The 22,017-nt window shown below is 70.1% G+C and carries 17 protein-coding genes; 13 read left to right on the forward strand and 4 right to left on the reverse strand.

What is annotated here, in order from left to right:
* Positions 1–73 precede the first annotated feature (73 nt).
* The 3 genes from AB4Y74_RS13190 (at position 74) to AB4Y74_RS13200 (ending at position 6,352) form a co-directional block, all read left to right on the forward strand.
* Positions 74–724: an alpha/beta hydrolase gene (locus AB4Y74_RS13190; RefSeq protein WP_441799512.1), complete on the forward strand. Its 651-nt coding sequence runs from the start codon at positions 74–76 to the stop codon at positions 722–724.
* A gap of 63 nt (positions 725–787) precedes the next feature.
* On the forward strand, positions 788–5,563 hold the full coding sequence (locus AB4Y74_RS13195; protein ID WP_441799513.1) for a DNA glycosylase AlkZ-like family protein: 4,776 nt from the start codon (positions 788–790) through the stop codon (positions 5,561–5,563).
* Positions 5,564–5,575: 12 nt separating this feature from the next.
* Positions 5,576–6,352, forward strand: coding sequence for a DNA-formamidopyrimidine glycosylase family protein (locus AB4Y74_RS13200; protein WP_441799514.1), 777 nt, complete (start codon positions 5,576–5,578; stop codon positions 6,350–6,352).
* A 31-nt stretch (positions 6,353–6,383) separates the two neighbouring features.
* On the opposite strand, the gene AB4Y74_RS13205 is transcribed toward AB4Y74_RS13200, so the two are convergent.
* Complete coding sequence (locus AB4Y74_RS13205) at positions 6,384–6,971, reverse strand: NADPH-dependent FMN reductase (protein WP_441799515.1); 588 nt, start codon at positions 6,969–6,971, stop codon at positions 6,384–6,386.
* Between the two features lie 77 nt (positions 6,972–7,048).
* Between AB4Y74_RS13205 and AB4Y74_RS13210 the strand changes: the two genes are divergently transcribed.
* The 3 genes from AB4Y74_RS13210 (at position 7,049) to AB4Y74_RS13220 (ending at position 10,047) form a co-directional block, all read left to right on the forward strand.
* Entirely contained in the window at positions 7,049–7,591 is a 543-nt protein-coding gene (locus AB4Y74_RS13210; RefSeq protein ID WP_441799516.1) for a hypothetical protein, read from the forward strand.
* A 43-nt stretch (positions 7,592–7,634) separates the two neighbouring features.
* Positions 7,635–8,159 carry a MarR family winged helix-turn-helix transcriptional regulator gene (locus AB4Y74_RS13215; RefSeq protein ID WP_441799517.1) on the forward strand — a complete coding sequence of 175 codons (525 nt, stop codon included), beginning with the start codon at positions 7,635–7,637 and terminating at the stop codon, positions 8,157–8,159.
* Positions 8,160–8,325: 166 nt separating this feature from the next.
* On the forward strand, positions 8,326–10,047 hold the full coding sequence (locus AB4Y74_RS13220; protein WP_441799518.1) for an LCP family protein: 1,722 nt from the start codon (positions 8,326–8,328) through the stop codon (positions 10,045–10,047).
* Between the two features lie 29 nt (positions 10,048–10,076).
* On the opposite strand, the gene poxB is transcribed toward AB4Y74_RS13220, so the two are convergent.
* A complete protein-coding gene (gene poxB / locus AB4Y74_RS13225) occupies positions 10,077–11,810 on the reverse strand; it encodes a ubiquinone-dependent pyruvate dehydrogenase (protein ID WP_441799519.1) in 1,734 nt (577 codons plus the stop codon).
* A 107-nt stretch (positions 11,811–11,917) separates the two neighbouring features.
* Here poxB and AB4Y74_RS13230 point away from each other — a divergent pair, with 107 nt between their 5' ends.
* Together AB4Y74_RS13230 and AB4Y74_RS13235 are read left to right on the forward strand one after the other, a co-directional pair.
* The gene (locus AB4Y74_RS13230; RefSeq protein WP_441799520.1) at positions 11,918–12,547 is read left to right on the forward strand and encodes a ScbR family autoregulator-binding transcription factor; all 630 of its coding nucleotides are present in this window, start codon (positions 11,918–11,920) and stop codon (positions 12,545–12,547) included.
* 215 nt (positions 12,548–12,762) lie between these two features.
* A complete protein-coding gene (locus tag AB4Y74_RS13235) occupies positions 12,763–13,143 on the forward strand; it encodes a DUF3566 domain-containing protein (RefSeq protein ID WP_441799521.1) in 381 nt (126 codons plus the stop codon).
* On the opposite strand, the gene AB4Y74_RS13240 is transcribed toward AB4Y74_RS13235, so the two are convergent.
* Positions 13,124–13,729 (reverse strand): TetR/AcrR family transcriptional regulator C-terminal domain-containing protein, encoded by a 606-nt coding sequence (locus AB4Y74_RS13240; RefSeq protein ID WP_441799522.1) that lies wholly within the window; start codon positions 13,727–13,729, stop codon positions 13,124–13,126. The genes AB4Y74_RS13235 and AB4Y74_RS13240 overlap by 20 nt on opposite strands.
* A gap of 57 nt (positions 13,730–13,786) precedes the next feature.
* On the opposite strand from AB4Y74_RS13240, the gene AB4Y74_RS13245 reads away from it, so the two are divergent.
* The 4 genes from AB4Y74_RS13245 to AB4Y74_RS13260 are packed head-to-tail and all read left to right on the forward strand — an operon-like array spanning position 13,787 to position 16,077.
* Positions 13,787–14,446 (forward strand): biotin transporter BioY, encoded by a 660-nt coding sequence (locus tag AB4Y74_RS13245; protein WP_441799523.1) that lies wholly within the window; start codon positions 13,787–13,789, stop codon positions 14,444–14,446.
* Positions 14,443–15,135 (forward strand): energy-coupling factor ABC transporter ATP-binding protein, encoded by a 693-nt coding sequence (locus AB4Y74_RS13250; protein ID WP_441799524.1) that lies wholly within the window; start codon positions 14,443–14,445, stop codon positions 15,133–15,135. Before AB4Y74_RS13245 ends, AB4Y74_RS13250 begins: the two co-directional genes overlap by 4 nt.
* Before the next feature lie 10 nt (positions 15,136–15,145).
* Positions 15,146–15,757, forward strand: coding sequence for a CbiQ family ECF transporter T component (locus tag AB4Y74_RS13255; protein ID WP_441799525.1), 612 nt, complete (start codon positions 15,146–15,148; stop codon positions 15,755–15,757).
* Positions 15,754–16,077, forward strand: coding sequence for a CHY zinc finger protein (locus AB4Y74_RS13260; protein WP_441799526.1), 324 nt, complete (start codon positions 15,754–15,756; stop codon positions 16,075–16,077). The genes AB4Y74_RS13255 and AB4Y74_RS13260 overlap by 4 nt, the downstream gene beginning before the upstream one ends.
* A 77-nt stretch (positions 16,078–16,154) precedes the next feature.
* On the opposite strand, the gene AB4Y74_RS13265 is transcribed toward AB4Y74_RS13260, so the two are convergent.
* Positions 16,155–20,924: an ExeM/NucH family extracellular endonuclease gene (locus AB4Y74_RS13265; protein WP_441799527.1), complete on the reverse strand. Its 4,770-nt coding sequence runs from the start codon at positions 20,922–20,924 to the stop codon at positions 16,155–16,157.
* Positions 20,925–21,078: 154 nt separating this feature from the next.
* Between AB4Y74_RS13265 and AB4Y74_RS13270 the strand changes: the two genes are divergently transcribed.
* Positions 21,079–21,966, forward strand: coding sequence for a LysR family transcriptional regulator (locus AB4Y74_RS13270; RefSeq protein WP_441799528.1), 888 nt, complete (start codon positions 21,079–21,081; stop codon positions 21,964–21,966).
* Positions 21,967–22,017 lie beyond the last annotated feature (51 nt).

Genomic DNA, 22,017 nt, shown 5'->3' on the forward strand with positions numbered 1-22,017 from the left:
ACAGACGGATCTGTGGATGGGCGGCACTCCGACGGGGGCTGTGGACGATTCCACATCCGGCAGAGAATGGAGGGTGCCGTTTCCCACTCCCGACCTGCGGATCGACCACGACGCCGTGCTGTGGTCCGCATCCGAACGCGATCGCGCCGGCCGGCCGCTCCTCATCCTGATGCACGGCTATGCATCCGACGAGGCCGACCTGTTCGGGATCGCGGCCTATCTGCCACTCGAGCCGGTGATCGCCTCCCTGCGGGCGCCGATTCCCGAAGGGTCGGGGTTCGCGTGGTTCTCCCGCTTCACGAACGTGCCGGGCGACCCGCTCGCCGGGAACGCCGATGCCGCCGCGCGCGCGGTGCTCGCCTGGCTGGACGACCAGCCGCGCGTGCCCACCGGCCTGCTTGGCTTCTCCCAGGGCGGCGCGATGGCACTACAGCTCCTCCGGCTCGCTCCCGAGCGCTTCGACTTCGCCGTACAGCTCTCCGGCTTCGTCGTGAAGGGCGAGCAGCCGAAGGATGTGGAGCTCGCCGAGGCGCGCGTGCCCGTGTTCTGGGGCCGCGGAACCCTGGACGACACCATCCCGGCGGCATCCCTGCAACGGACGTCCGACTGGCTCCCGGAGCATTCCGCGCTGGACGCGCGCATCTACGAGGGCATGGGGCACGCGATCTCGCCCCTGGAGCTCGGCGACATCTCCACATTCATCCGCGGTCACCTCCCTCGCTGAGGGTTCTCCACAGGTCCGCCTCCCGCCCCTGACAGTGTCGGTGGCCGGGTGCAGGATGGAGGGATGGGCGACGTGCTCGATCGATTCTCTCCTGCGACCCGCGAATGGTTCCGTGGGGCGTTCGCCGCGCCCACACCGGCGCAGGAGGGCGCGTGGGAAGCGATCTCGCACGGCAAGCACGCGCTCGTCATCGCGCCAACCGGTTCGGGCAAGACCCTCGCGTCGTTCCTGTGGGCGATCGACCGACTCGCGAGCGAGCCGCGTCCCGCCGACGCGAAGCCGGGCACCCGCGTCCTCTACATCTCCCCGCTCAAGGCCCTCGGCGTCGATGTGGAGCGCAACCTGCGCGCTCCCCTGGTCGGCGTGACGCAGACCGCGAAGCGCCTCGGAGCAGAACCGCCCCACGTGAGCGTCGGCGTCCGCTCCGGCGACACTCCGGCGTCGGATCGGCGTGCTCTGCTGAGCAACCCCCCGGACATCCTGATCACGACGCCCGAGTCACTCTTCCTCATGCTCACGTCGCAGGCGCGTGAGACGCTCGCCTGGGTCGAGACGGTCATCGTCGACGAGGTCCACGCCGTGGCATCCACCAAGCGCGGCGCCCACCTGGCGCTGTCCCTGGAGCGGCTCGACCAGCTGCTCGAGAAGCCGGCGCAGCGCATCGGCCTGTCGGCGACGGTGCGGCCAGCGGAGGAGGTCGCTCGCTTCCTCGGCGGCCGCGGACCGGTGGAGGTCGTGGCGCCTCCCGCGGGCAAGCGCTTCGACCTGCGTGTCGTCGTCCCTGTTGAAGACATGAGCGAGCTCGGCACGTCGACGTACGCCAGCGAGAACCCCGGCGACGGATCGCCGCCGCAGGCAGGGTCGATCTGGCCGCACGTCGAGGAGGCGATCGTCGATCGCGTGCTCGAGAACCGCTCGACGATCGTGTTCTCCAACTCCCGACGGCTGGCCGAACGGCTCACGGCCCGCCTGAACGAGATCTATGAGGAGCGACTGCTGGGTGGCGCGGTCGACGATGCCGCCCGCCGCGCACCGGCCGAGCTGATGGGCGGATCGGGTCAGACACGCGGATCGCAGGCCGTCGCCGACGAAGACACCCTCGTCCTGGCGCGCGCGCACCACGGCTCGGTCAGCAAGGAGCAGCGGGCACTCATCGAAGACGACCTGAAGTCGGGCCGTCTGCGGTGCGTGGTAGCCACGTCGAGCCTCGAACTCGGCATCGACATGGGAGCCGTCGACCTCGTCATCCAAGTAGAGGCGCCGCCGTCGGTGGCGAGCGGTCTGCAGCGCGTCGGCCGCGCCGGGCACCAGGTCGGCGAGATCTCGCGCGGCGTGGTGTTCCCGAAGCATCGGGCCGATCTCATCCACTCGGCCGTCGCGACGGAACGGATGACGGCCGGCCTGATCGAGTCGCTGAAAGTCCCGGCGAACCCGCTCGACATCCTGGCGCAGCAGACCGTCGCCGCCGCGGCGCTCGAGCCGATCGACGCGGACGAGTGGTTCGACGCGGTCCGGCGGAGCGCGCCGTTCTCGACCCTTCCGCGGAGCGCCTACGACGCGACGCTCGACCTTTTGGCCGGGCGCTACCCGTCCGACGAGTTCGCCGAGCTGCGCCCACGCATCGTCTGGGACCGCGACACCGGCGCCATCACCGGTCGCCCGGGCGCGCAGCGGCTCGCCGTCACGAGTGGCGGCACCATCCCGGATCGCGGCCTGTTCGGCGTCTACATGGTGGGCGAGAAGGCCAGCCGGGTCGGCGAGCTCGATGAGGAGATGGTCTACGAGTCGCGCGTCGGCGACGTCTTCGCCCTGGGGTCCACGAGCTGGCGGATCCAGGAGATCACCCACGACCGCGTGCTGGTCACTCCGGCGTTCGGCGAGCCGGGGCGCCTTCCGTTCTGGAAGGGCGACGGCATCGGTCGCCCGGCCGAGCTCGGCCGAGCGGTCGGCGCGTTCATCCGCGAACTGAGCACCGCCTCCCCGGCCGACGCCGAGCTGCGCTGCGTCGAGGCCGGACTCGACGCGTGGGCGACGAACAACCTGCTCGCCTTCCTACGCGAGCAGAAGGAGGCGACGGGGCACGTGCCGACCGACCGCACGCTTGTCGTCGAGCGCTTCCGCGACGAGCTCGGAGACTGGCGCGTCGTCCTGCATTCCCCGTTCGGCATGCCGGTGCATTCGCCCTGGGCATTGGCCGTCCAGGCCCGCGTGCGCGAGCGGTACGGCATCGATGCCGGTGCCATGGCGGCCGATGACGGCATCGTGGTGCGCATCCCGGACACCGAGGCTCAGCCGCCCGGCGGAGAGCTCTTCGTCTTCGAGCCGCAAGAGCTCGACGAACTGGTGACCTCCGAGGTCGGCGGCTCGGCCCTCTTCGCGTCCCGCTTCCGGGAGTCCGCGGCGCGCGCTCTGCTGCTGCCGAAGTACAACCCGGGTAAGCGCTCGCCCCTGTGGCAGCAACGCCAGAAGGCAGCGCAGCTTCTGGATGTGGCGCGCAAGTACCCGAGCTTCCCGATCATCCTCGAGACCATCCGCGAAGTGCTGCAAGACGTCTACGACCTCGGCGCGTTGACCGAAATCGCCAAGCAGATCGAGCAGCGCAGCATCCGCCTCGTCGAGGCCGCGACCGAGACGGCGTCGCCGTTCGCACGATCGCTGCTGTTCGGATATGTCGCTGCGTTCATGTACGAGGGCGACAGCCCGCTCGCCGAGAGGCGGGCCGCCGCTCTCTCGCTCGACGCCGGTCTGCTTGCCGAGCTGCTCGGTCGTGCCGAGCTGCGCGAACTCCTCGACCCGCAGGTCATCGAGCGCGTGGAGCTGCAGCTGCAGCGACTCGCGCCGGAGCGACGCGTGCGCGGAGTCGAGGGCGTGGCCGACCTGCTGCGCCTGCTGGGGCCGCTGTCGGTGGAGGAGGTCGCGGAGCGTCTGGAGGCGGATGCTTCGACGGCAGGAAGCACCGCCGCCGCCGAGCTGACTGGTGCCCCCGAGGACACGCCGGACGAAGCCGTCGCCCCGCACGCCGACCGCGCTGCCGCAGCCGCGCACCTCGCGACGCTGGTCGAGACGCATCGCGCCCTGGCAGTCACGATCGCTGGAACCGAGCGTTTCGCCCCGATCGAAGACGCCAGTCGGCTCCGCGACGCGCTCGGCGTGCCGCTGCCGATCGGCGTGCCCCTCGCGTTCATCGAGCCGGTCGACGATCCGCTGGGCGACCTTGTCAGCCGGTTCGCCCGCACCCACGGCCCCTTCGAGACGGCCGACATCGCCACCCGACTCGGGCTCGGCCCCGCGATCGTCCACGACGCGCTGCGACGGCTCGCGCGGGACGGGCGGGTGGTCGAAGGCGAGTTCCGCCCGCACGCCCACGGCACCGAGTGGAGCGACGCGGAGGTGCTCCGACGGCTGCGGCGCATGTCGCTCGCGGCTCTGCGGCACGAGGTCGAACCGGTCGATACGACGACTTTCGGACGGTTCCTGCCCGAGTGGCAGCACGTCGGCTCGACGTTGCGCGGAGTGGATGCGGTCGCATCCGTGATCGAGCAACTCGCCGGCGCGCGCATCCCTGCCTCTGCGTGGGAGTCGCTCGTACTGCCCAGCCGTGTCTCCGACTACAGCCCCGCCATGCTCGACGAGCTCACCGCAACGGGCGAGGTCATCTGGGCGGGTGACGGGAGCCTTCCGGGCGACGACGGCTGGATCAGCCTGCACCTGGCCGACTCGGCACCGCTGACGCTCGCGCCGCCATCCGACCACGAGCCGGATGAGCTGCAGCGCGGCATCCTCGAGGCGCTCGGCCGCGGCGGTGGATACTTCTTCCGCCAGCTCTCCGACGCTCTCGGCACGGAACGCGGGTCGGCGATCGACGACCCCGAGCTGGTCACCGCCCTGTGGGATCTCGTCTGGGCCGGGCGGATCACCAACGACACGCTCGCCCCTCTGCGGACGCTGACCGCCGGTGGATCCGGTGCGCACAAACGGCCACGTCAGCCCACGCGCGCCCGCATGTACCGAGGGCGGGTCGCCACGCGCTCCGCCATGGTCACCCGGATGGGACCACCGACCGCGGCGGGCCGCTGGTCGTTGCTGCCGCAGCGCGACCTCGACTCGACCGTCCGCGCGCACGGGCAGGCCGAGACCCTGCTCGACCGGTACGGCGTCGTGACCCGCGGCTCGGTGATGAACGAGGGCACCCCCGGTGGATTCGCACTCGCCTACAAGGTGCTCAGCGGTTTCGAAGACACCGGGCGTGCGCGGCGCGGCTACTTCATCGAGACTCTGGGAGCGGCCCAGTTCGCCAGCGGCGCGACCGTCGACCGGCTGCGGTCCTTCTCACGCGACCACACGCAGGAACGGCCCTACGAGGCTGTCGCCCTCGCGGCGACCGACCCTGCCAACGCGTACGGGGCGGCGCTGCCCTGGCCCGCCGTCCCCGGCGAGAGCGGCACGGGCCACCGCCCAGGGCGGAAGGCGGGGGCCCTCGCGGTCCTCGTCGACGGCGAGCTCACCCTGTACGTCGAGCGCGGAGGCAAGAGCCTGCTCTGCTTCGTCGCCGGGGCGGAGAAATCGGAGAAATCCGCTGAGCAGTCAGCGGGGCAGTCGGCCCGGCAGCCCTCCCAGGGCAGCCCTCCGAGCGGCGACGCGCAGCGGTCGGGCGGCGACCCGGCGCTGGTGCTCCGCACGGCGGCATGCGCTCTGGCGGCCCTGGTGACCTCCCGCCGCGTCGACAAACTGGCCGTCGAAACGGTCAACGGCGGCTTCATCCTCGGCTCCCCGCTTGGCGACGCGCTGTCGGAGGCCGGGTTCCTGGCCACACCACGCGGGCTGCGGCTCCGCGGATGAGCGGGGGAACGAGTGCCTGAAGGCGACACCGTCTATCAGGCGGCCCGCCGGCTCGAACGCGCCCTCGTCGGCCGTGTCCTCACGGAGACCGACTTCCGCGTCCCCGCCTATGCGACGGTCGACCTGTCCGGCGAACGGATGGACGAGGTCGTCAGCCGCGGAAAGCACCTTCTGATGCACGCGGGCGGTTTCACCATCCACAGCCACCTCAAGATGGAGGGAACGTGGGAGGTGTACCCACCGGGCGCCCGGTGGCGGCATCCCGGCTACCAGGCGCGCGCGGTCCTGCGAAACGCGGACGCCCAAGCGGTCGGCTTCCAGCTCGGCGTCCTGGAGGTTCTCCCCCGCGAGCGGGAGGACGAGGCCGTCGGTCATCTCGGACCCGATCTGCTCGGTCCCGACTGGGACGCGGAGGAGGCGTTGCGCCGACTGTCCGCGCATCCGGACGTACCGGTCGCCGTGGCCCTGCTCGACCAGCGCAACCTGGCCGGCCTCGGCAACGTGTACGCGAACGAGCTGTGCTTCCTGCGAGGTATTCTGCCGACGCACCCGGCGGGCGATACCGACCTCGCGGCAGCCGTCGACCTGGGGCACCGCCTGATCACGGCGAACCGTGACCGTCCGCTCCGGGTGACCACCGGCGACACGCGCCGTGGCCGCAACACGTGGGTGTACGGTCGCCGCGGTCAGCCGTGTCGCCGCTGCGGCACCCCGATCCGCTCCGCATCGCTCGGTCGGACCGAGCTGGAGGAGCGGGTCACCTACTTCTGCCCGGTCTGCCAGACATAGGCAGGACCGGGCAGAAGCAGGAGTGGAGGGATCAGGCCGCCGCTTCGTCCTCGTCCTGCTCGGAGGCGCTGCGGACCGACTCGAGCGCGGTGGACCACGACTCGAGCTGGTCGAACAGCGGGGTGAGCGCCGCCGTCTGCTGCTGGGTCGGCTTGAGCTGCCAGTTCTCGAAGTCGTGCGCGAGGCTGAGCCCGACGAACGCACTGACCGTGGCGACCTGCAGCTGCGAGAGCACCAGGCGCAGGTGCTCGACAGCGCGGGCTCCGCCGAAGACGCCGTAGCTCACGAAGCCGGCCGCCTTGTTGTACCACTCGGCGCCGACGTAGTCGATCGCGTTCTTGAGCGCGCCCGAGGTGCTGTGGTTGTACTCCGGAGTGACGAACAGGTAGCCGTCGAACTCGGCGATCTTCGCGGCCCAGGCCTTGGTGTGCTCGCCCGCGTACTGACCCATCGCGGCCGGCATGGCCTCGTCGAGATGCGGGAGGTCCCAGTCCTTCAGGTCGACGAGTTCGTAGTCGACGCCTGCGCGCTTGGACGCGTTCTCGTACACCCAGCGGGCGACGGCTTCGCCGTTGCGTCCAGGGCGTGTACTTCCGATGATGATGGCGATCTTCGTCATGTCAGCCTTCCGTTTGATGACGTGTCATCCATCCGCAACCGCGGGGCGTGCGTTCGCATTCCCGCTAGGCTCACGGCATGTCCGACGAGCGCGCCGACCGCAGCGACGACATCCACCTCCCCGCCGACGCGACGGAGGAGCAACGCCGCCAAGCCGGTGATCGCCTGCGCGAGCGGATCTACGTCACCTTCACGGCACTCGCCATCCTGATGGCGATGAACGGCCACGGCGAGCTCGACTCCCCCACCGTGCTGTGGACGCTGGTGATCTCCGTCGTCGGCGTCCTGCTGGCCGGCCTGGCGTCCGACCTGGTCTCGCACATGATCGTGCACAGCACCCTCCCGGCGGCGAACGAGTTCGGGCACATGCTGGCCGTCTCCTCCCGCGCACTCGGGGTCCTCGTCGTGCCGCTCATCTCCGTCGGGCTCGCGGTCTTCGACGTCATCCCCGACCGCACGGGAATGACCATCGCGATCGTCGCGCTCATCGTCTCCCTGGCCGTCATCGCCCGCATCGCCGTCGCCAGGACCGGACTGTCCGGGTGGCGCCAGCTGGCCGCACTACTGGTCATCGTCGCCCTCGGTGTGCTCGTCGTCTTCCTCGAAGCGCTGGTCCACTGACCGCGAGCTCGTGTGGGCCGCCCACAGCGTGTCAGGATGAAGTATGGCCACCGTGCGCACGCGTCCCGATCCGCGAAAGCTGACGGAAGACGAGCTGGAGCTGTTCCAGGCGTTCCATCTCATGCGCCGCGGCTTCGACCGGACGCTCGACGCTCAATTGCAGCACGACGACGGCATCTCGATCTCCGAACTCGAAGTGCTGATGACGCTCACCCGTTCGCCCGGGAGGCGGCTGCGCGTTCGCGACCTGGTGGATGCGACGGGCTGGGAGAAGAGCCGGGTCTCGCACCAGGTGACGCGCATGGCTGCTCGCGGGTTCGTCGAGCGGCAGGAGTGCGCCGAGGATCGCCGGGCCACCTGGATCCACCTGACCGGTGAGGGCCGCAGGGTGGTGGTGCGCGCCCTGCCGAAGCACTCGGCGACGATCCGCCGCATCCTGTTCGACGCCCTGTCACCCGAGCAGCAGGAGCATCTGCTGGGCATCTCAAGAAGCATGAACACGGCCATCGTCGCGGAGGACTGCGCGCCGCCCGACGACGACGAGGAGAGAGCCGACGGCGACGAGTGAGTTGACAGCGACGGCTGCATCGACGGCGACGGCTGAGGGTTCTCGAAGGCTCGCACGGCTCTGAGGCACCGGTTCGCTGGGAGACCGTGGCGGATTCGCTGGCCATTCGTCGGGAACACCGCGGGAAACCAGGCGGTTCCAAGGCGCTTCGCCCTAGCGTTTCGGTGTGCGACGCCCGAATTTCCCCGCCTCAGGATCCGACGCTGACGGCAGCGACCAGCAGCCGCCCGCGACGGAGGTCCTCGGACGCGCGCCGTCGGCCGACCCGCGTCGGCCGGTGCGCGCCACCCGCCCGGCGTCCGGCGTGCCCACCGGCGGCGCCCCCGCGCCGTTCGACCCGTTCGGGATGGGCGGGGACGCGCCGGGACTCGGCGGGGACGGCGCCGGACGCCGTGCCGGGGGCAACGGGCGCGACGACGGCGGACGCGGCAACGGCGGACGCGGCAACGGCGGAGCTGGCAGCGGCGGTGGCGACGGCACCGGCCCCACCCCCGGCGGCACACCCCCGCGCAAGCGCCGCCGCACCAAGAGGATCGTCGCCTGGACCGCCGCCGCCCTCGCCATCATCCTGATCGTGGTCGGCGGGTACGCCGCGTACAGCTACTTCCGTTTCGTCGGCGGCGTGAAGCACGTCGACGTGATCTCGAAGTCGGGTTCCGACGTCGACGGCACCGACCAGAACATCCTGCTGGTCGGCGACGACCACCGCCCGGACGGCGCGACCCAGGCCCAGCTGGACCAGCTGAGTACGACCGACGACGGCGGCGGCACGAACACCGACACGATGATGGTGCTGCACATCCCGGCCAACGGGAAGTCGGCGACGCTCATCTCCCTGCCCCGTGACTCGTGGGTGGACGTCCCGGGTCACGGCATGAACAAGCTCAACTCGGCGTTCTCCCTGGGCGGCGGAGGAAGCGACCCGACCAGCGGCGCCAAGCTCCTCATCCAGACGGTCCAGAACCTGACCGGCTTGAGCATCGACCACTACGTGCGGGTCTCCCTGCTCGGCTTCTACACGATCGCGCAGGCGCTCGGCCCGGTGCAGGTGTGCCTGAACAACGCGGTCGACGACCCGTATTCGGGCGCGAACTTCCCGGCGGGGGTCTCCACTCTCAACGCCCAGCAGGCACTGTCGTTCGTGCGCCAGCGGCACGGACTTCCGCGCGGCGACCTCGACCGCGTGGTGCGTCAGCAGTACTTCCTCTCGGTGGAGGCGCACAAGTTCCTCTCCGCCGGCACTCTGCTCAACCCGGGCAAGCTGACGCAGGTGCTGGATGCGGTGAGCGGCTCGCTCGAGACGGACCCCGGTCTCAACTTCTTGCAGCTCGGAGCGCAGCTGCAGGGGCTCACCGGCGGCAAGATCCAGTCGGCGACCATCCCCATCTCGGGAACACCGACCATCACGGTGGATGGGAACGACCTCTCGATCGTCGAGGTCGATACGGCGGCGATGCCGGCGTTCATCCAGAGCCTGATGGGCACGCCGACGGCGTACGAGAACGCGAAGGCGGCCACGCCCGCCGAGACGACAGTGACCGTGCTGAACGGCGGCAGCGCGAACGGCGCGGCCACGACGGCATCGCAGACGCTCGCGGCCGCCGGCTTCAAGACGGGCACTCCCGGCGACGCGGACACCCGCGCGACGACGGTGATCCAGTACAAGTCGGGCCAGGAGGCGCAGGCCAAGGCGGTCGCCGCCTACCTGCCCGGCGCCGCCGTCCAGCAGACGGACTCGGTGAGCACTGTGACCGTCGTCCTCGGCGACGACGGCATCATGCCGGCCGCCCCGTCGGCTGCGGGTCCCGCCGCGCCCGCCGCTCCGGCCCCGTCCGCCACCCCGTCCGGCCCGGCCACCAACTACAGCACCCAGGTCTGCATCAACTAGCCGCCGAGCTGCGGGACGGGACAGGACGGCTAGTCGAAGAGGCGGCGGAACACGTTCGTGTCGGCGAGGTCGATGAGTTCGTCGCCGCGGCCGTTCATGATCGTGCGCAGCGCGTAGAGCGTGAAGCCGCCGACCTGCTTCGCGGTGATCGCGGGTGGGATGCTGAGCTCCTGACGCGCGGTGACCACATCCACCAGGGCGGGCCCGTCGTGAGCGAACGCCTCCCGGAGCGCCCCCTCCAGCTCGTCCGGCTCCTCAACGCGCTGCCCGTGCAGCCCGATCGCCCGAGCCACCGCCGCGAAGTCGGGGTTCTCCAGTCCCGTGCCGTAGTTGACGAACCCGGCCGCTTTCATCTCGACTTCGACGAAGTTGAGCGAGGAGTTGTTGAAGACGACGATCTTGACCGGCAGCCTGTTCTGCCGCAGTGTCAGCAGCTCGCCCATCAGCATCGCGAGACCGCCATCCCCGGCGAGCGCGATCACCTGCCGGCCCGGGAACGCGGTTTGCGCGCCGATCGCCTGCGGGAGCGCGTTGGCCATGCTCCCGTGGGTGAACGAGCCGATCAGCCTGCGCCGGCCGTTCATACGCACGTAGCGCGCCGCCCACACCACCGGCGAGCCGACGTCGGGGGTGAACACCGCGTCCTCAGAGGCGAGCTCGCTGACCAGCCGGGCGACGTACTGCGGGTGGATGGGCGTGCGGTTGCGGTCGTTGACGGCGAGGTCATCGAGGCTCTTCCGCGCCTTCGCATAGTGGGCGAGCGACGAGTCGAGATGCTTGGTGTCGGTGCGCTCCTTCAGCAGCGGGAGCAGCGCCTCAGCCGTGTCCTTCACGCTCCCCACCAGGCCGAGATCGAGCGGGACGCGCCGCCCGAGGTTCTCACCGCGGATGTCGACCTGGATGATCTTCGCCTTGGACGGGAAGAACTGCTGGTACGGGAAGTCGGTGCCCAGCATGAGCAGGGCGTCGCACGACTCCATCGCCCGGTAGCCCGACGAGAAGCCGAGCAGTCCGGTCATGCCCACGTCGTACGGGTTGTCGTACTCGATGAACTCTTTGCCGCGCATCGCGTGCACGATCGGCGCCTTCAGCGCGGCAGCGAGGGCGACCAGCTCCGCATGCGCGCCCTCGGCACCCGCTCCCGAGAGGATGGTGACCTTGCGGGCATCGTTGAGCATGTCGGCGGCGCGCCGGAGCTCGGGATCGGCGGGCCGGGTCACGCGCGGCGAGAAGGCGATCGGGGCGGACTTGCGGCGCCCGACGCTGTCCGCGAGGAAGATCTCGCCCGGCACCACGATCACCGCGACTCCACGCCGCTCGACGGCGGTCCGCATGGCGATCTCGAGGATGCGCGGCATCTGATCCGCCTGGCTGACCAGTTCGGTGTAGACACTGGCCTCGCGGAAGACGTCCTGCGGGTGGGTCTCCTGGAAGTACCCGCTGCCGATCTCGGCGCTGGGGATCTGCGCCGCGATCGCGAGCACCGGCACACGGCTGCGATTGGCGTCGTAGAGACCGTTGATGAGGTGCGTGTTGCCCGGGCCGCAACTGCCTGCGCAGACGGCCAGCTCGCCGGTGAGCGCCGCGTCCGCCGAGGCTGCGAACGCGGCGGTCTCCTCGTGGCGGACGTGCTCCCACGTCATCCCGTCGCTGCGGCGGATCGCGTCGGTGAAGCCGTTCAGGGAGTCGCCCGGGATGCCGTACACCCGGCTCACCCCGGCGTCCTCCAGGATCTCGACGATGGTGTCGGCGACGGTGGGCATGGAGGTCTCCCCTCGATCACGTTCTCGTGGATTCAGGGCTAACGCTACGCCCCGTGCGCGAATCATCCATCCTGCGGAAAGGAACTGTGCGTTAACGTGAGCCCATCATGGTGATGCAGGTGAGGGCGCAGGTCACGCGCGACACGATCGTCGGCGGAGCGGCCGCCGTCTTCGGTCGGCGCGGCTACGGTCTCGCGTCCATCGCCGACATCGCCGAAGCGTCCGGCGTCACGAAGGGCGCGCTGTACTTCCACTTCCCGTCCAAGGATGCGCTGGCCCGAGCGGTCATCGCCGAGCAGCACAGGCGCACGATGGCGGCGTCGGCCGAGGTGCTCGACGAGGGTCGCCCGGGGCTGGAGTCGATGGTGCTGCTGAGCGGCCTCCTCGCCCACCAACTGCTGACCGACCCGATCGTGCAGGCGGGCATCCGGCTGACAACGGATGTCGCTTACCTGGATGAGCCGGTGAGGGATCCGTACCTCGATTGGCTGCAGACCGCCGAGTCGCTGTTCCGCCGTGCGGTCGGCGAGGGCGATCTCCGCCCGGACGTCGACCCGGCGATGCTGGCCAGCGTCGTGGTCGCGTCGTATACCGGTGTTCAACTGGTGTCGGAGACCTTCTCCCGCCGCGCCGATCTGCTGCAGCGGGTGCGGGAACTGTGGATCGTGCTGCTCCCGGGGATCGTGCCCGCTGACCACCTGGATCGGCTGCGGACCCTTCCGGATTCCATCCGCTGAGCCGGCCGCACGGGTGCATCCGACCCAGCCGCAGCGCCCCCCAATCCGCTGCGACCGCGCCGGACACCCAAGCATTCTACGGCAGAACCGGACGATCGGTATGAAGCAGGTCATCGTCGCTCCCGTGGCTGTCCCGGAAGCGAGGAGCACGTCCCGTAGACTTGCCCGACGGGGAAACGCCGGCGACGGTGGAAGCGGTACGGGGGAGGAACGGCATGCCGTCACGGGGCAAGGCTCAGAAGAAGCGCGCGACCATGCGCCTGGTCTACATCGACTTCTGGTCGGCGCTGAAGATGTCCTTCCTGCTGAGCATCATCGTGGCCGCGATCACCGTGGTGATCAGCCTCCTGGTCTGGTCGGCGATGGACCGGCTGGGCGTCGTGGGCTCCGCCACCACCTTCCTGGAAGACATCGCCGGTGCCCAGGGCGCCAACCTGGTGGCCGGACTGACGTTCCAGAACGTGATGACCTTCACGCTCGTCGTCGCCCTGCTCGAGGTGATCGTGGTGTCCGCCCTCGGGGCGATCTTCGCCGCCCTGTTCAACCTGGCCGTCCACGTGGTGGGCGGCTGGAAGGTCACCTTCGGGAGCGACTGAGCTCCAGGCCGCCCACGAGCAGGCCGACCCCGAACGCGAAGGCGGCCGCCGGGTCGTCCTCGTCCAGCGGCGACGCGGGCTCGTTCGCCAGGACCCCCAGCGAGTCGTACTGGATGCGCTGCTGCTCGTGCGACACGTGCCCGAGTACGAAGTGCAGCAGCGCCGTCGCCGCACGGCGCGAGGTCTCGGCGTCGAAGCCGCCGCGTGCGACCGCCCGCGCAAGCCGATCGAGCGTCTCGGGCGAGCCGAGCCCGAGTGCCAAGGTGCTCGACACGACCTCGGCGCCGTCGCGGTACGACAGCAGCGCGTCGCGGAGCGCGCCCGCTTCCGCGCGGACCGCATCCTGCCACCGGACGTCGTCCGACGGCTCGGGAGCCCGTCGGGTGGCGACGATGCGGTCGGCGAGTTCGGCCAGCAGGGTCTGCTTGTTCGGGAAGTGCCAGTACAGGGCGCTGGCCTGCACGTCGAGCGCTCCGGCCAGCCGCCGCATCGTGAGGTCGGGCAGTCCGAGGTCGTCCAGGATGCGCAGAGCCGCCTCCGCCACATCGTCGCGTGAGTGCCGGCGCCCGGTTTCATTCCCTGCCACCTCATCAGTATAGTGAACACCGTTCAGGTGAACACTGTTCAGGTAAGGAATACGCCCGTGACTCTCACCCCTTCTCCCGCCCCCGGCGCTCGTCGGCGGCTCGATGCCACCGACCTCGCCCGCGTCGCCGTCTTCGCGGCGATCGTTGCCGTCCTCGGCCTTCCCGGCGGGCTCAGCGTCTTCGGATCGGTGCCCATCACGGCGCAGACACTCGGTGTGATGCTCGCCGGGGCCATCCTCGGTCCCTGGCTCGGGGCGCTGTCGATGGCGGTGCTCCTCGCCCTCGTGGCCGTGGGACTCCCGCTCCTCTCCGGCGGCCACGGCGGCATCGGCGCGTTCGTGGGGCCGTCGGCCGGCTACCTGTTCGGGTGGATCGTCGGCGCGTTCGTCATCGGCATCATCGTGCACGCCGGGCGGCGGAAGCCGGTGTGGTGGCGCACGTTCCTCGGGATGGTGGTGGGCGGAATCCTGGTCGTCTACGCCTTCGGGGTGCCGGTGCAGGCGCTCGTCACCCGACTGCCGCTGGATGCGACCGCCGCGATGAGCCTCGTCTTCGTGCCCGGCGACCTGGTGAAGGCGGTCATCGCGACGGCCGTGGTCATGACGCTGGTGCGGGCCTATCCGCGAGCCTTCCGCCGCAGCTGGACCACCACGCCCCACGCGGAGGAGGCCGCGGCGAGCGCAACGCCCGAACCGGCCGAGCCGCGCGTCCCGTGACCGATCCCGTGATCCGCCTGGACGGCGTCGGTGTCCGCCTCGGCGACGTCGACGCGCTGAGCGACGTGGACCTGGCTCTCGACGCGCGGACGATCGCCGTCGTCGGCGAGAACGGCTCGGGCAAGTCCACGTTCGCCCGAGTGATCGCGGGGCTCGTGCCGCCGACCGTCGGCGAGACCCGCATCCTGGGCCTGGATCCGGTGCGCCAGGCCGCCGAACTTCGGCGACGGGTCGCCGTCGTCTTCAGCAACCCGGATGCGCAGATCGTGATGCCGACCGTCGAAGAGGACGTCGCCTTCTCGCTGCGCCCCGAGCGGCTTCCTCGCGACGAATCACGGCGACGGGTGGCCGAGACGCTCGAACGGTTCGGGCTCACCGCGCTGCGCGACCGGTCGGCGCACGACCTGTCGGGCGGCCAGAAGCAGTTGCTCGCGCTGGCCGGAGCGTTCGTCCGGCAACCCGACCTGGTCGTGGCCGACGAGCCGACCACCTACCTGGATGCGCGCAACGGTCGCCTGGTGGCGGCCCACCTGCTGGACGACACCGGGCACCGCCTGGTCCTGGTGACGCACGACCTCGCTCTCGCGGCGCGCTGCGACGCGGCCGTGCTGTTCGCAGGCGGACGGGTGGAGGCGGTCGGCCATCCCTCCGCGGTCATCACCGACTACGAGGCGGCGCTGGCGTGCTGAGGGGGGCGCCGTGCTGAGCCTGTACCGGCCGGGCAGCGGCATCCTGCACCGGATGCCGGCCGGACCCAAGCTCATCCTGCTGCTGGTACTCGTGCTTGCCGTGTCCCTGCTGCCGTCGCAGTGGTGGGCCGCCGGCGTCGCCCTCGGCGCGACCGTGGTCGTCTATGCCGCCGCCGGGCTGGGCGATGGGATGCTCGGGATGCGCGTGCTCGCGCGGCAGACTGTGGCGCTCCGCTGGCTGATCGTCATCACCCTGGCGGCGCAGTTGGTGTTCCTCGGCCCGGAGGAGGCGGTCGCGAACACCGCCCGCGTGACCGCCGCCGTGCTCCTCGCCGGGCTGCTCGCCCTCACGACGCGCGTGACCGACCTCCTCGACGCAGTCGAACGCGGGCTGCGTCCGCTGGACCGGGTGGGTTTCGACTCGGAGCGCGCTGCCGTCCTCCTGACGGTGACGCTGACGACGGTCCCCGTGCTCGCTCGGCTCGGCTCCGAGGTGCGCGAAGCGCAGCGGGCGCGCGGAGTGCGGCCCGGGATACGCTTCTTCGCAGTGCCGTTCCTCATCCTGTCCCTCAAGCACGCCGACCAGCTCGGCGAGGCGCTGTCCGCCCGGGGTGTGCGGTGACCGCGGCGCCGCGCGTGCTCGGGCCGGTCGTCGATGACGAGACCCGCTGCATCCACTATCACTCAGCGCTGGATGTCGTCGCGATCCGGTTCGCCTGCTGCGGCGAGTACTACCCCTGCCACCAGTGCCACGCCGAGACGGCCGGACATCCGGCGCAGGTGTGGCCGCTGAGCCGTCGCGGCCAAAAAGCCGTGCTGTGCGGGGTGTGCGGCGGCGAGCTGACGATCGCCGACTACCTGGCCACCGACTCCTGCACCCGCTGCGGCGCCGCCTTCAACCCCGGCTGCCACCTGCACACCCACCTCTACTTCGAAGTCTGACCGGCCGCCCGCGAGCACAGGAAAAATGTCGCCGACCGGGACGATCGACGACATTTTCCCTGTGCTCGGCGGCTACATCAGAACCAGCCGAAGATGCGGTCCAGCAGGTCGAGCAGCCAGTCGATGACCGGGATGCCGGTGTGCGGCTTGTCCGCCTTCACTTTCAGCGTGGTCCAGCCGACCACCCCGTTCGACGCGTTCTGCACGGACAGCTTGTGCTGGCCGTTGCCCGCGTCCTTCGGGAGCGTCAGCTTGACGACGCCGTCCGCCGGAACCTGCACCCAGCCGCCGCTGATGTTCTGCGGCTTCGAGTACAGCCAGACCGACACCCACTCGCCGGCGTGTGCAGCGCCAACGGTGATGCGGATGGGGTCGCCCGGACGGTAGGTGTCCTTGTCGACGGTCACCCTGTCCTCGAGCGCCTTGGTGAGCGCCGACTCCTTGGCGGCCCTCGGGTCGGTACCCGGCTTCGGGTTCGACGGCGCATCGGCGACGGTGAGCGGGACTCGGACCGTGGTGCCCGAGTCGGGCGCCGTCAGCACGAGCGTGCTCGCGCCGGCCGCTGTCGCGGGCACCGTGAACGTCACAGTGGCGTTGCCTGCGGCATCCACCGGGACGCTGCCGAGCGGCGCCGAGCCGTTCCAGGAGAGGTCGAGCTTCGTGTTCGCGGGGCTGCCGAGCGAGGTGAGGTTCAGCTTGGACACCTGGAGGGTGAGCTGCTGCCCGCGCTGCAACGTCCCGGACGGCACGCCGCTCACCCCGACGCCGCGCTTCTCGAAGCTGGGCGACAATGGGCTGTTCTTTTGGATGTAGCTGATCCACGCGTCCCGGTCGATCAGGCCCGAGTCCTTCGTGTTCGTCCCGGCAGCGAAGGCCCGGAAGTTGTCTCCGCCCTGAGCGAGGAACGAGAACGTCCCGATCCGGTACGACTTCGACGGATCGATCGGTGCACCGTTCACGAGGATGCTCGTGATGCGGTCGCCCTCGGGCCTGGTCGCGTCGTAGGTGTAGCTGACGTTCTTCGACAGTCCCAGGTTGAGGAACGCGCGGCTGGGCACGTTGCCGGCCGCGTCCCGCTGCCACTGCTGTTCGAGCGCCTGCTTGAACTGCGCCCCGGTGAGGGACGTGGTCCACAGGTTGTTCACGAACGGCAGCACCGCGTTGGCCTGGGCGTAGGTGACGGATCCGTCGGTGCCGTAGAGCAGGTCCGCGCGGAGCCCGCCCGGGTTGACCACGCCGATCTCTGCGCCGCCCAGCTCCTGCGAGGAGAGGGACGACAGCAGCGAGTCGGCGACCAGGTTGCCCAGAGTGGATTCGCTCATCCGGTCATCACGCGCGCCGCCCAGGTAGGCGGTGGTGATGTCCTTCGTCACCGAGCCGACCTTCTGGTTGCCGATCACGGCCGCGTCGGCGAGCGCCTTGTCGACGATCGTCTTGACCGCTGCGACCCGCGGGTACGCGGCGACGAGGGCGGCGTCGGCGTCGGTCGTCCGCGCGACATTGCGGGCGGTGTACGCGGTGACCGTGTCGGTCTCCGGGTTCACCGTCAGCGTCACCTGACCGATGTTCTCGCCGTAGCTGCCGGTCTGCACCACCGGACGGGTCTTGCCGTCGACTCCCGGCACCGGGGCATCCCACGCGTAGACCTTGTGGGTGTGGCCGGTGAAGATCGCCGCGACCTTCGCGCTCGTCTTGGTGACGATGTCCGCGAACGCGCCGCCCGCCGCGATCTCCTGGTCGAGCGTCGCGCCGTCGGGCGTGCCGAAGCCGGCTCCCTCGTGGTACTCGGCGACGAGCACGTCGGCCTCGCCGTTGGCAGCGTCGCCGTCCGTCAGCTCACCGGCGACGCGGTTGACCGCATCCACCGGGTCGCCGAAGTCGAGCGTCGACACACCGCCGGGTGACACCAGGGTCGGGGTCTCCTGCGTGACGGCGCCGATGACGCCGACCTTCAGGCCGTCCACGTCGAACAGGGCGTACTCCGGCAGAGCCGGGGTCTTGGTGCCCTTCTCGTAGACGTTCGCGCCCAGGTACGAGAAGTCGGCCGCATCCTTCACCCGACCGGTGAGGTCCGCGTAGCCCTTGTCGAACTCGTGGTTGCCGACGGCGCTCGTCTTGAGGTTCAGGGCGTTGAGCACGTCGAGCGTCGGGATGTCGCCCGCGCTCGCCGAGGCGAACAGGGAGGCTCCGATGTTGTCGCCGCTCGAGAGGAACAGCGAGTTCGCCTCGCCGCCCTCCGCGCGCAGCTTCTCGATCGTGCCGGCGAACTTCACGGTGTTGGCGTCGATCCGGCCGTGGAAGTCGTTGATGTTCATCAGGTTCAGCGTCACCGGCTTCGGGACGAGGCCGAGGCCCACCACGATCGGGTCGTGGTCGGAGGACCGGTAGGGGTCTGCCGCGTAGAAGTTGGTGACGTTGTAGTTGTAGCGGCTGTACTCCAGCGCTACCGACTCACCCGAGTTGATGTTCCAGACGTCAGCACCGGTTACGCCCGCGTTCAACGCCGGCGAGGCCAGCACGTGGTCGAGCGAACCGGTCGTGCCGCCGAAGGAGTAGGTCGCCTTCGAGGTGCGGGTGCTGACCTGGTCGACGTAGCCCGCGTCGGTGAGGACCTTGATCGGGTCCTCCATCAGGTAGGCGTTGAAGTCTCCGATCAGGAGCACCTTGTCGGTCTTCAGCGCGGCCTTCCGCTCGTCCGCGAACGCGACCAGCGCCTTCGCCTGCTTGACGCGCGAGGCGTTGGACGCGCCCTGACCGTCGCCCTGATCCGCGTCTTCACCCGCGCCGGAACCCTTCGACTTGAAGTGGTTCACGATCGCGAGGAACGCCTGCGAGTCCTTCTCGCCGACCTTCTTGAAGGCCTGGGCGAGCGGCTGGCGTGCGTTCGAGAACGCCGGGTCGTCGAGGATCTTCGCATCGCCGACCGGGACCGCGTTCGCCTTCTTGTAGATGAAGGCGGTGCGGATGACGTCCTCCGTCGCGGGGAGTTGCGACGGCGACTTCACGTACGCCCACACCTCCGAGCCTGCGGCCGCGTTCAGAGCACCGACCAGCGTGGCGAGCGCGGAGTCGCGGTCCTCGCCGAAGCGGGCCGAGTTCTCGATCTCCTCCAGCGAGACGACATCGGCGGTGAGGCCGTTGATCGCCGCGACGATCTTGTCCTGCTGGCGCTTGAGGTTCGCAGCGTCCGCGGCGCCGCGGGCGTCGCATCCACTGTTCACCGTGATCGGGTTGCCGTCGCGGTCGGTGTAGAAAGTGCAGCCGCTGAGCTGGTCGCCCGTGGTGGTGAAGTAGTTCAGCACGTTGAAGGTCGCCAGGCGGAGGTCGCCGCCCACGTTCTCCGGGGCCGCCGTCCGCGTGTTCGTGAACGACACCGGCTGGACCGCCGCCGCGTTGGCCGGGGTCAGCTCGGCGGTCGGCTGGAACTTCCAGGCGTTGTTGCGGTAGTCGAGGATGACCGGCCTGGTGAACGCGACCGGCTCGCCGACCCGGACCGGGTTGTCGAGCGAGACGTACGGCAACGGCTTGGCCTTGTTGGCCGCGCTGAGGAAGTTCGTCGACGCTCCGTCATCGAGCGTGACCGCTCGTGCGGCGTTGTCGGCGACGACCGCGGCGTACTCGGGCGAACCCGGGCGCGCGGCCTCCGTCGGCTGCACGAGTGTCTTGTCGCCCGCGGCCAGGCCGATCTCGCCGTACTGGTTGGCGGAGTACACGTCGGTGACGGTGAACGCGCCCTGCGGTGCGATCAGCATCCCTTCGAGGCTCTCGCGCTGGGCAGCCGTTGCGGGCAGGCCGACCGTCGCGGGAACCGGAGCCGTGACCGTGGAGGCGTCGAGCTTGGTCACTCCCGTCGCCGTGATTTCGGTCAAGCCGTTGAACTCGCTCACGGCGCCGGTGACCTTGACATAATCGCCCGCGGCGACCGCGCCGGCGAACGACGAGCCGAAGACGAAGACGGCGTCGGATGCCGTGTGGGTCGCGAGGTCGACCGCGCCGCCGGTCCCGGGGGTCTGCAGGTAGAAGCCGTTGAAGCCGCCGGTGGCGTACTGCGCCGTGACCACACCGGTGGTGGCGACCGTCGTGCCCGCCTTCGGGCTGGCGTCCCCGGTACCCTGGATCTCGGCGATCGGCGTGGTGTCCGCGGGTGTGCCGGGGTCGCCGGTGCCGGGGTCGCCCGTGCCCGGGTCGCCGGGAGTCGAGGCGGCGTTCTGCGGGGTGATGGTCGCGCTGAGCGTGAAGTCGGCGCTGTTGTCGTCCGAGTCGGCGGCGTTCGTGCGCACCAGCGACTTGACGTCGGTGTTGGCGGACGGCGCCGTGGCCTTCGCCTTCTCGAACGTGTTGGAGGTGCCGTAGCCGAGCAGGTCGGCGACATTCGGGTCACCGGTGACCGAACCGGTCGGAAGCGTGAGTGCCGAAGCGGACTTGGCCAGGATCAGCGTGCCGGTGGTTCCGCTCGGGTTGAGGGCGTTGCTCGCCACATCCGGCGTCGGCAGAGCCTGGCCGTTGGAGCCGTTGGAGCCGCCGCCGACGAGGTAGAGGCCCTTGCCCGGGATGGATCCCGTGAGCGGTACGACGCCCGACGACGCGCCCGTGCCGGTAGCGGGACGGTACTGGAGACTCCATCCGCTCAGGCTGACGGCGCCGTCGCCCGGGTTGTAGAGCTCCACGAACTTGTTCGTGAAGGCCGCACCGGCGCTGCCGCCGGAGAGGTAGGCCTCATTGATGACGACACCGCTGCCGTCCGTGCTGGCGAGCGCGGGGGTCGCGACGAGGGCGCCGGCCACGAGGCCGGCTCCTGCGATCGCGGCGGCCGCAGCGCGTGCCAGCCTGCCGAAACTGCGTGACATTGTTCTCCTCGGTCGGTGAGGTGTGTGGATGAGTCGGTCGTCAACGTAGGGAAGCCGTTGAACGGGACTGTTGCCCGTGTGTGAACGTACAGAAAACTCGTTAGGGGGTAGACCGCTCATTTGAGCACCGACCGGGGGAGGCTGTGGATGCGCCATGATGAGAACCATGCGGATCGACGAGATCGCCCACTTCCGGGCCCTGGCCGCTGAGGGCCACCCCGCCCTCGCCGCCGAGACCCTCGGCGTCTCGCAGTCGACGCTCACCCGCTCGCTCGCGAAGCTCGAGCAGGAGATGGGCGTCGAGCTCTTCGACCGCCGTCGCGGGCATTTGGAGCTCAATCAGTACGGGGAGATCCTGCTCGCGCACGCGGTCCGCGCCGAGTCGGAGCTGGAGGATGCGCGGGCGCGCATCGAGGCCCTGCGCGATCCGTCCGGCGGCACCGTCTCGCTCGCGTACGTGTCGTCGTTCGGCGGTTGGCTGATCCCGCGCGTCATCAGCGAATACCGCAGTCTGTTCCCCGACATCCGCTTCGTGCTGCGCGGAGGCACAGCGGACACTGTGCTGGATGCGCTCCGCGACGGCTCGGCCGACCTCGCCTTCCTGAGCCCCGACCCCCGCGATCCCGAGATCGAGTGGAAGCCGCTCACCGCTGAGCGCCTCGTGCTCGGTGTGCCGGAGACGCATCCACTCGCCGGACGGGACGCCGTGACCGTGCCCGACCTCGAAACGTACGACCTCGTCGCCCTGCGCACCGGCTCGGGGCTGCGCCACATCGCGGACGCTTACTTCGCCGCGCACGGCGTGGTGATGAGCCCGGTCATCGAGGTCACCGAGCTCTCCACCCTGCGCGGCCTGGTCCGCGACGGCGTCGGCGTCGCGCTCATCCCGGACACCCCGGCGGAGCCCGGGATCGTTGCCGTGCCGCTGCGCGACGAGGCGACGCGCGTCATCGGCCTCGCCCGCAACCGCGCCCGATCGCAGTCGGCCGCCGCCGAGCAGTTCGCCCGCTTCGTGCACGAGGAGCTCGACTCTCTGGGGTGAGCCGAGGTCGGACGCAACGGAGGATATATCCCCCGGTCTGGCCGCCCGCTC

This window comes from Leifsonia sp. RAF41 (assembly GCF_052114085.1).
Classification (GTDB): domain Bacteria; phylum Actinomycetota; class Actinomycetes; order Actinomycetales; family Microbacteriaceae; genus Leifsonia.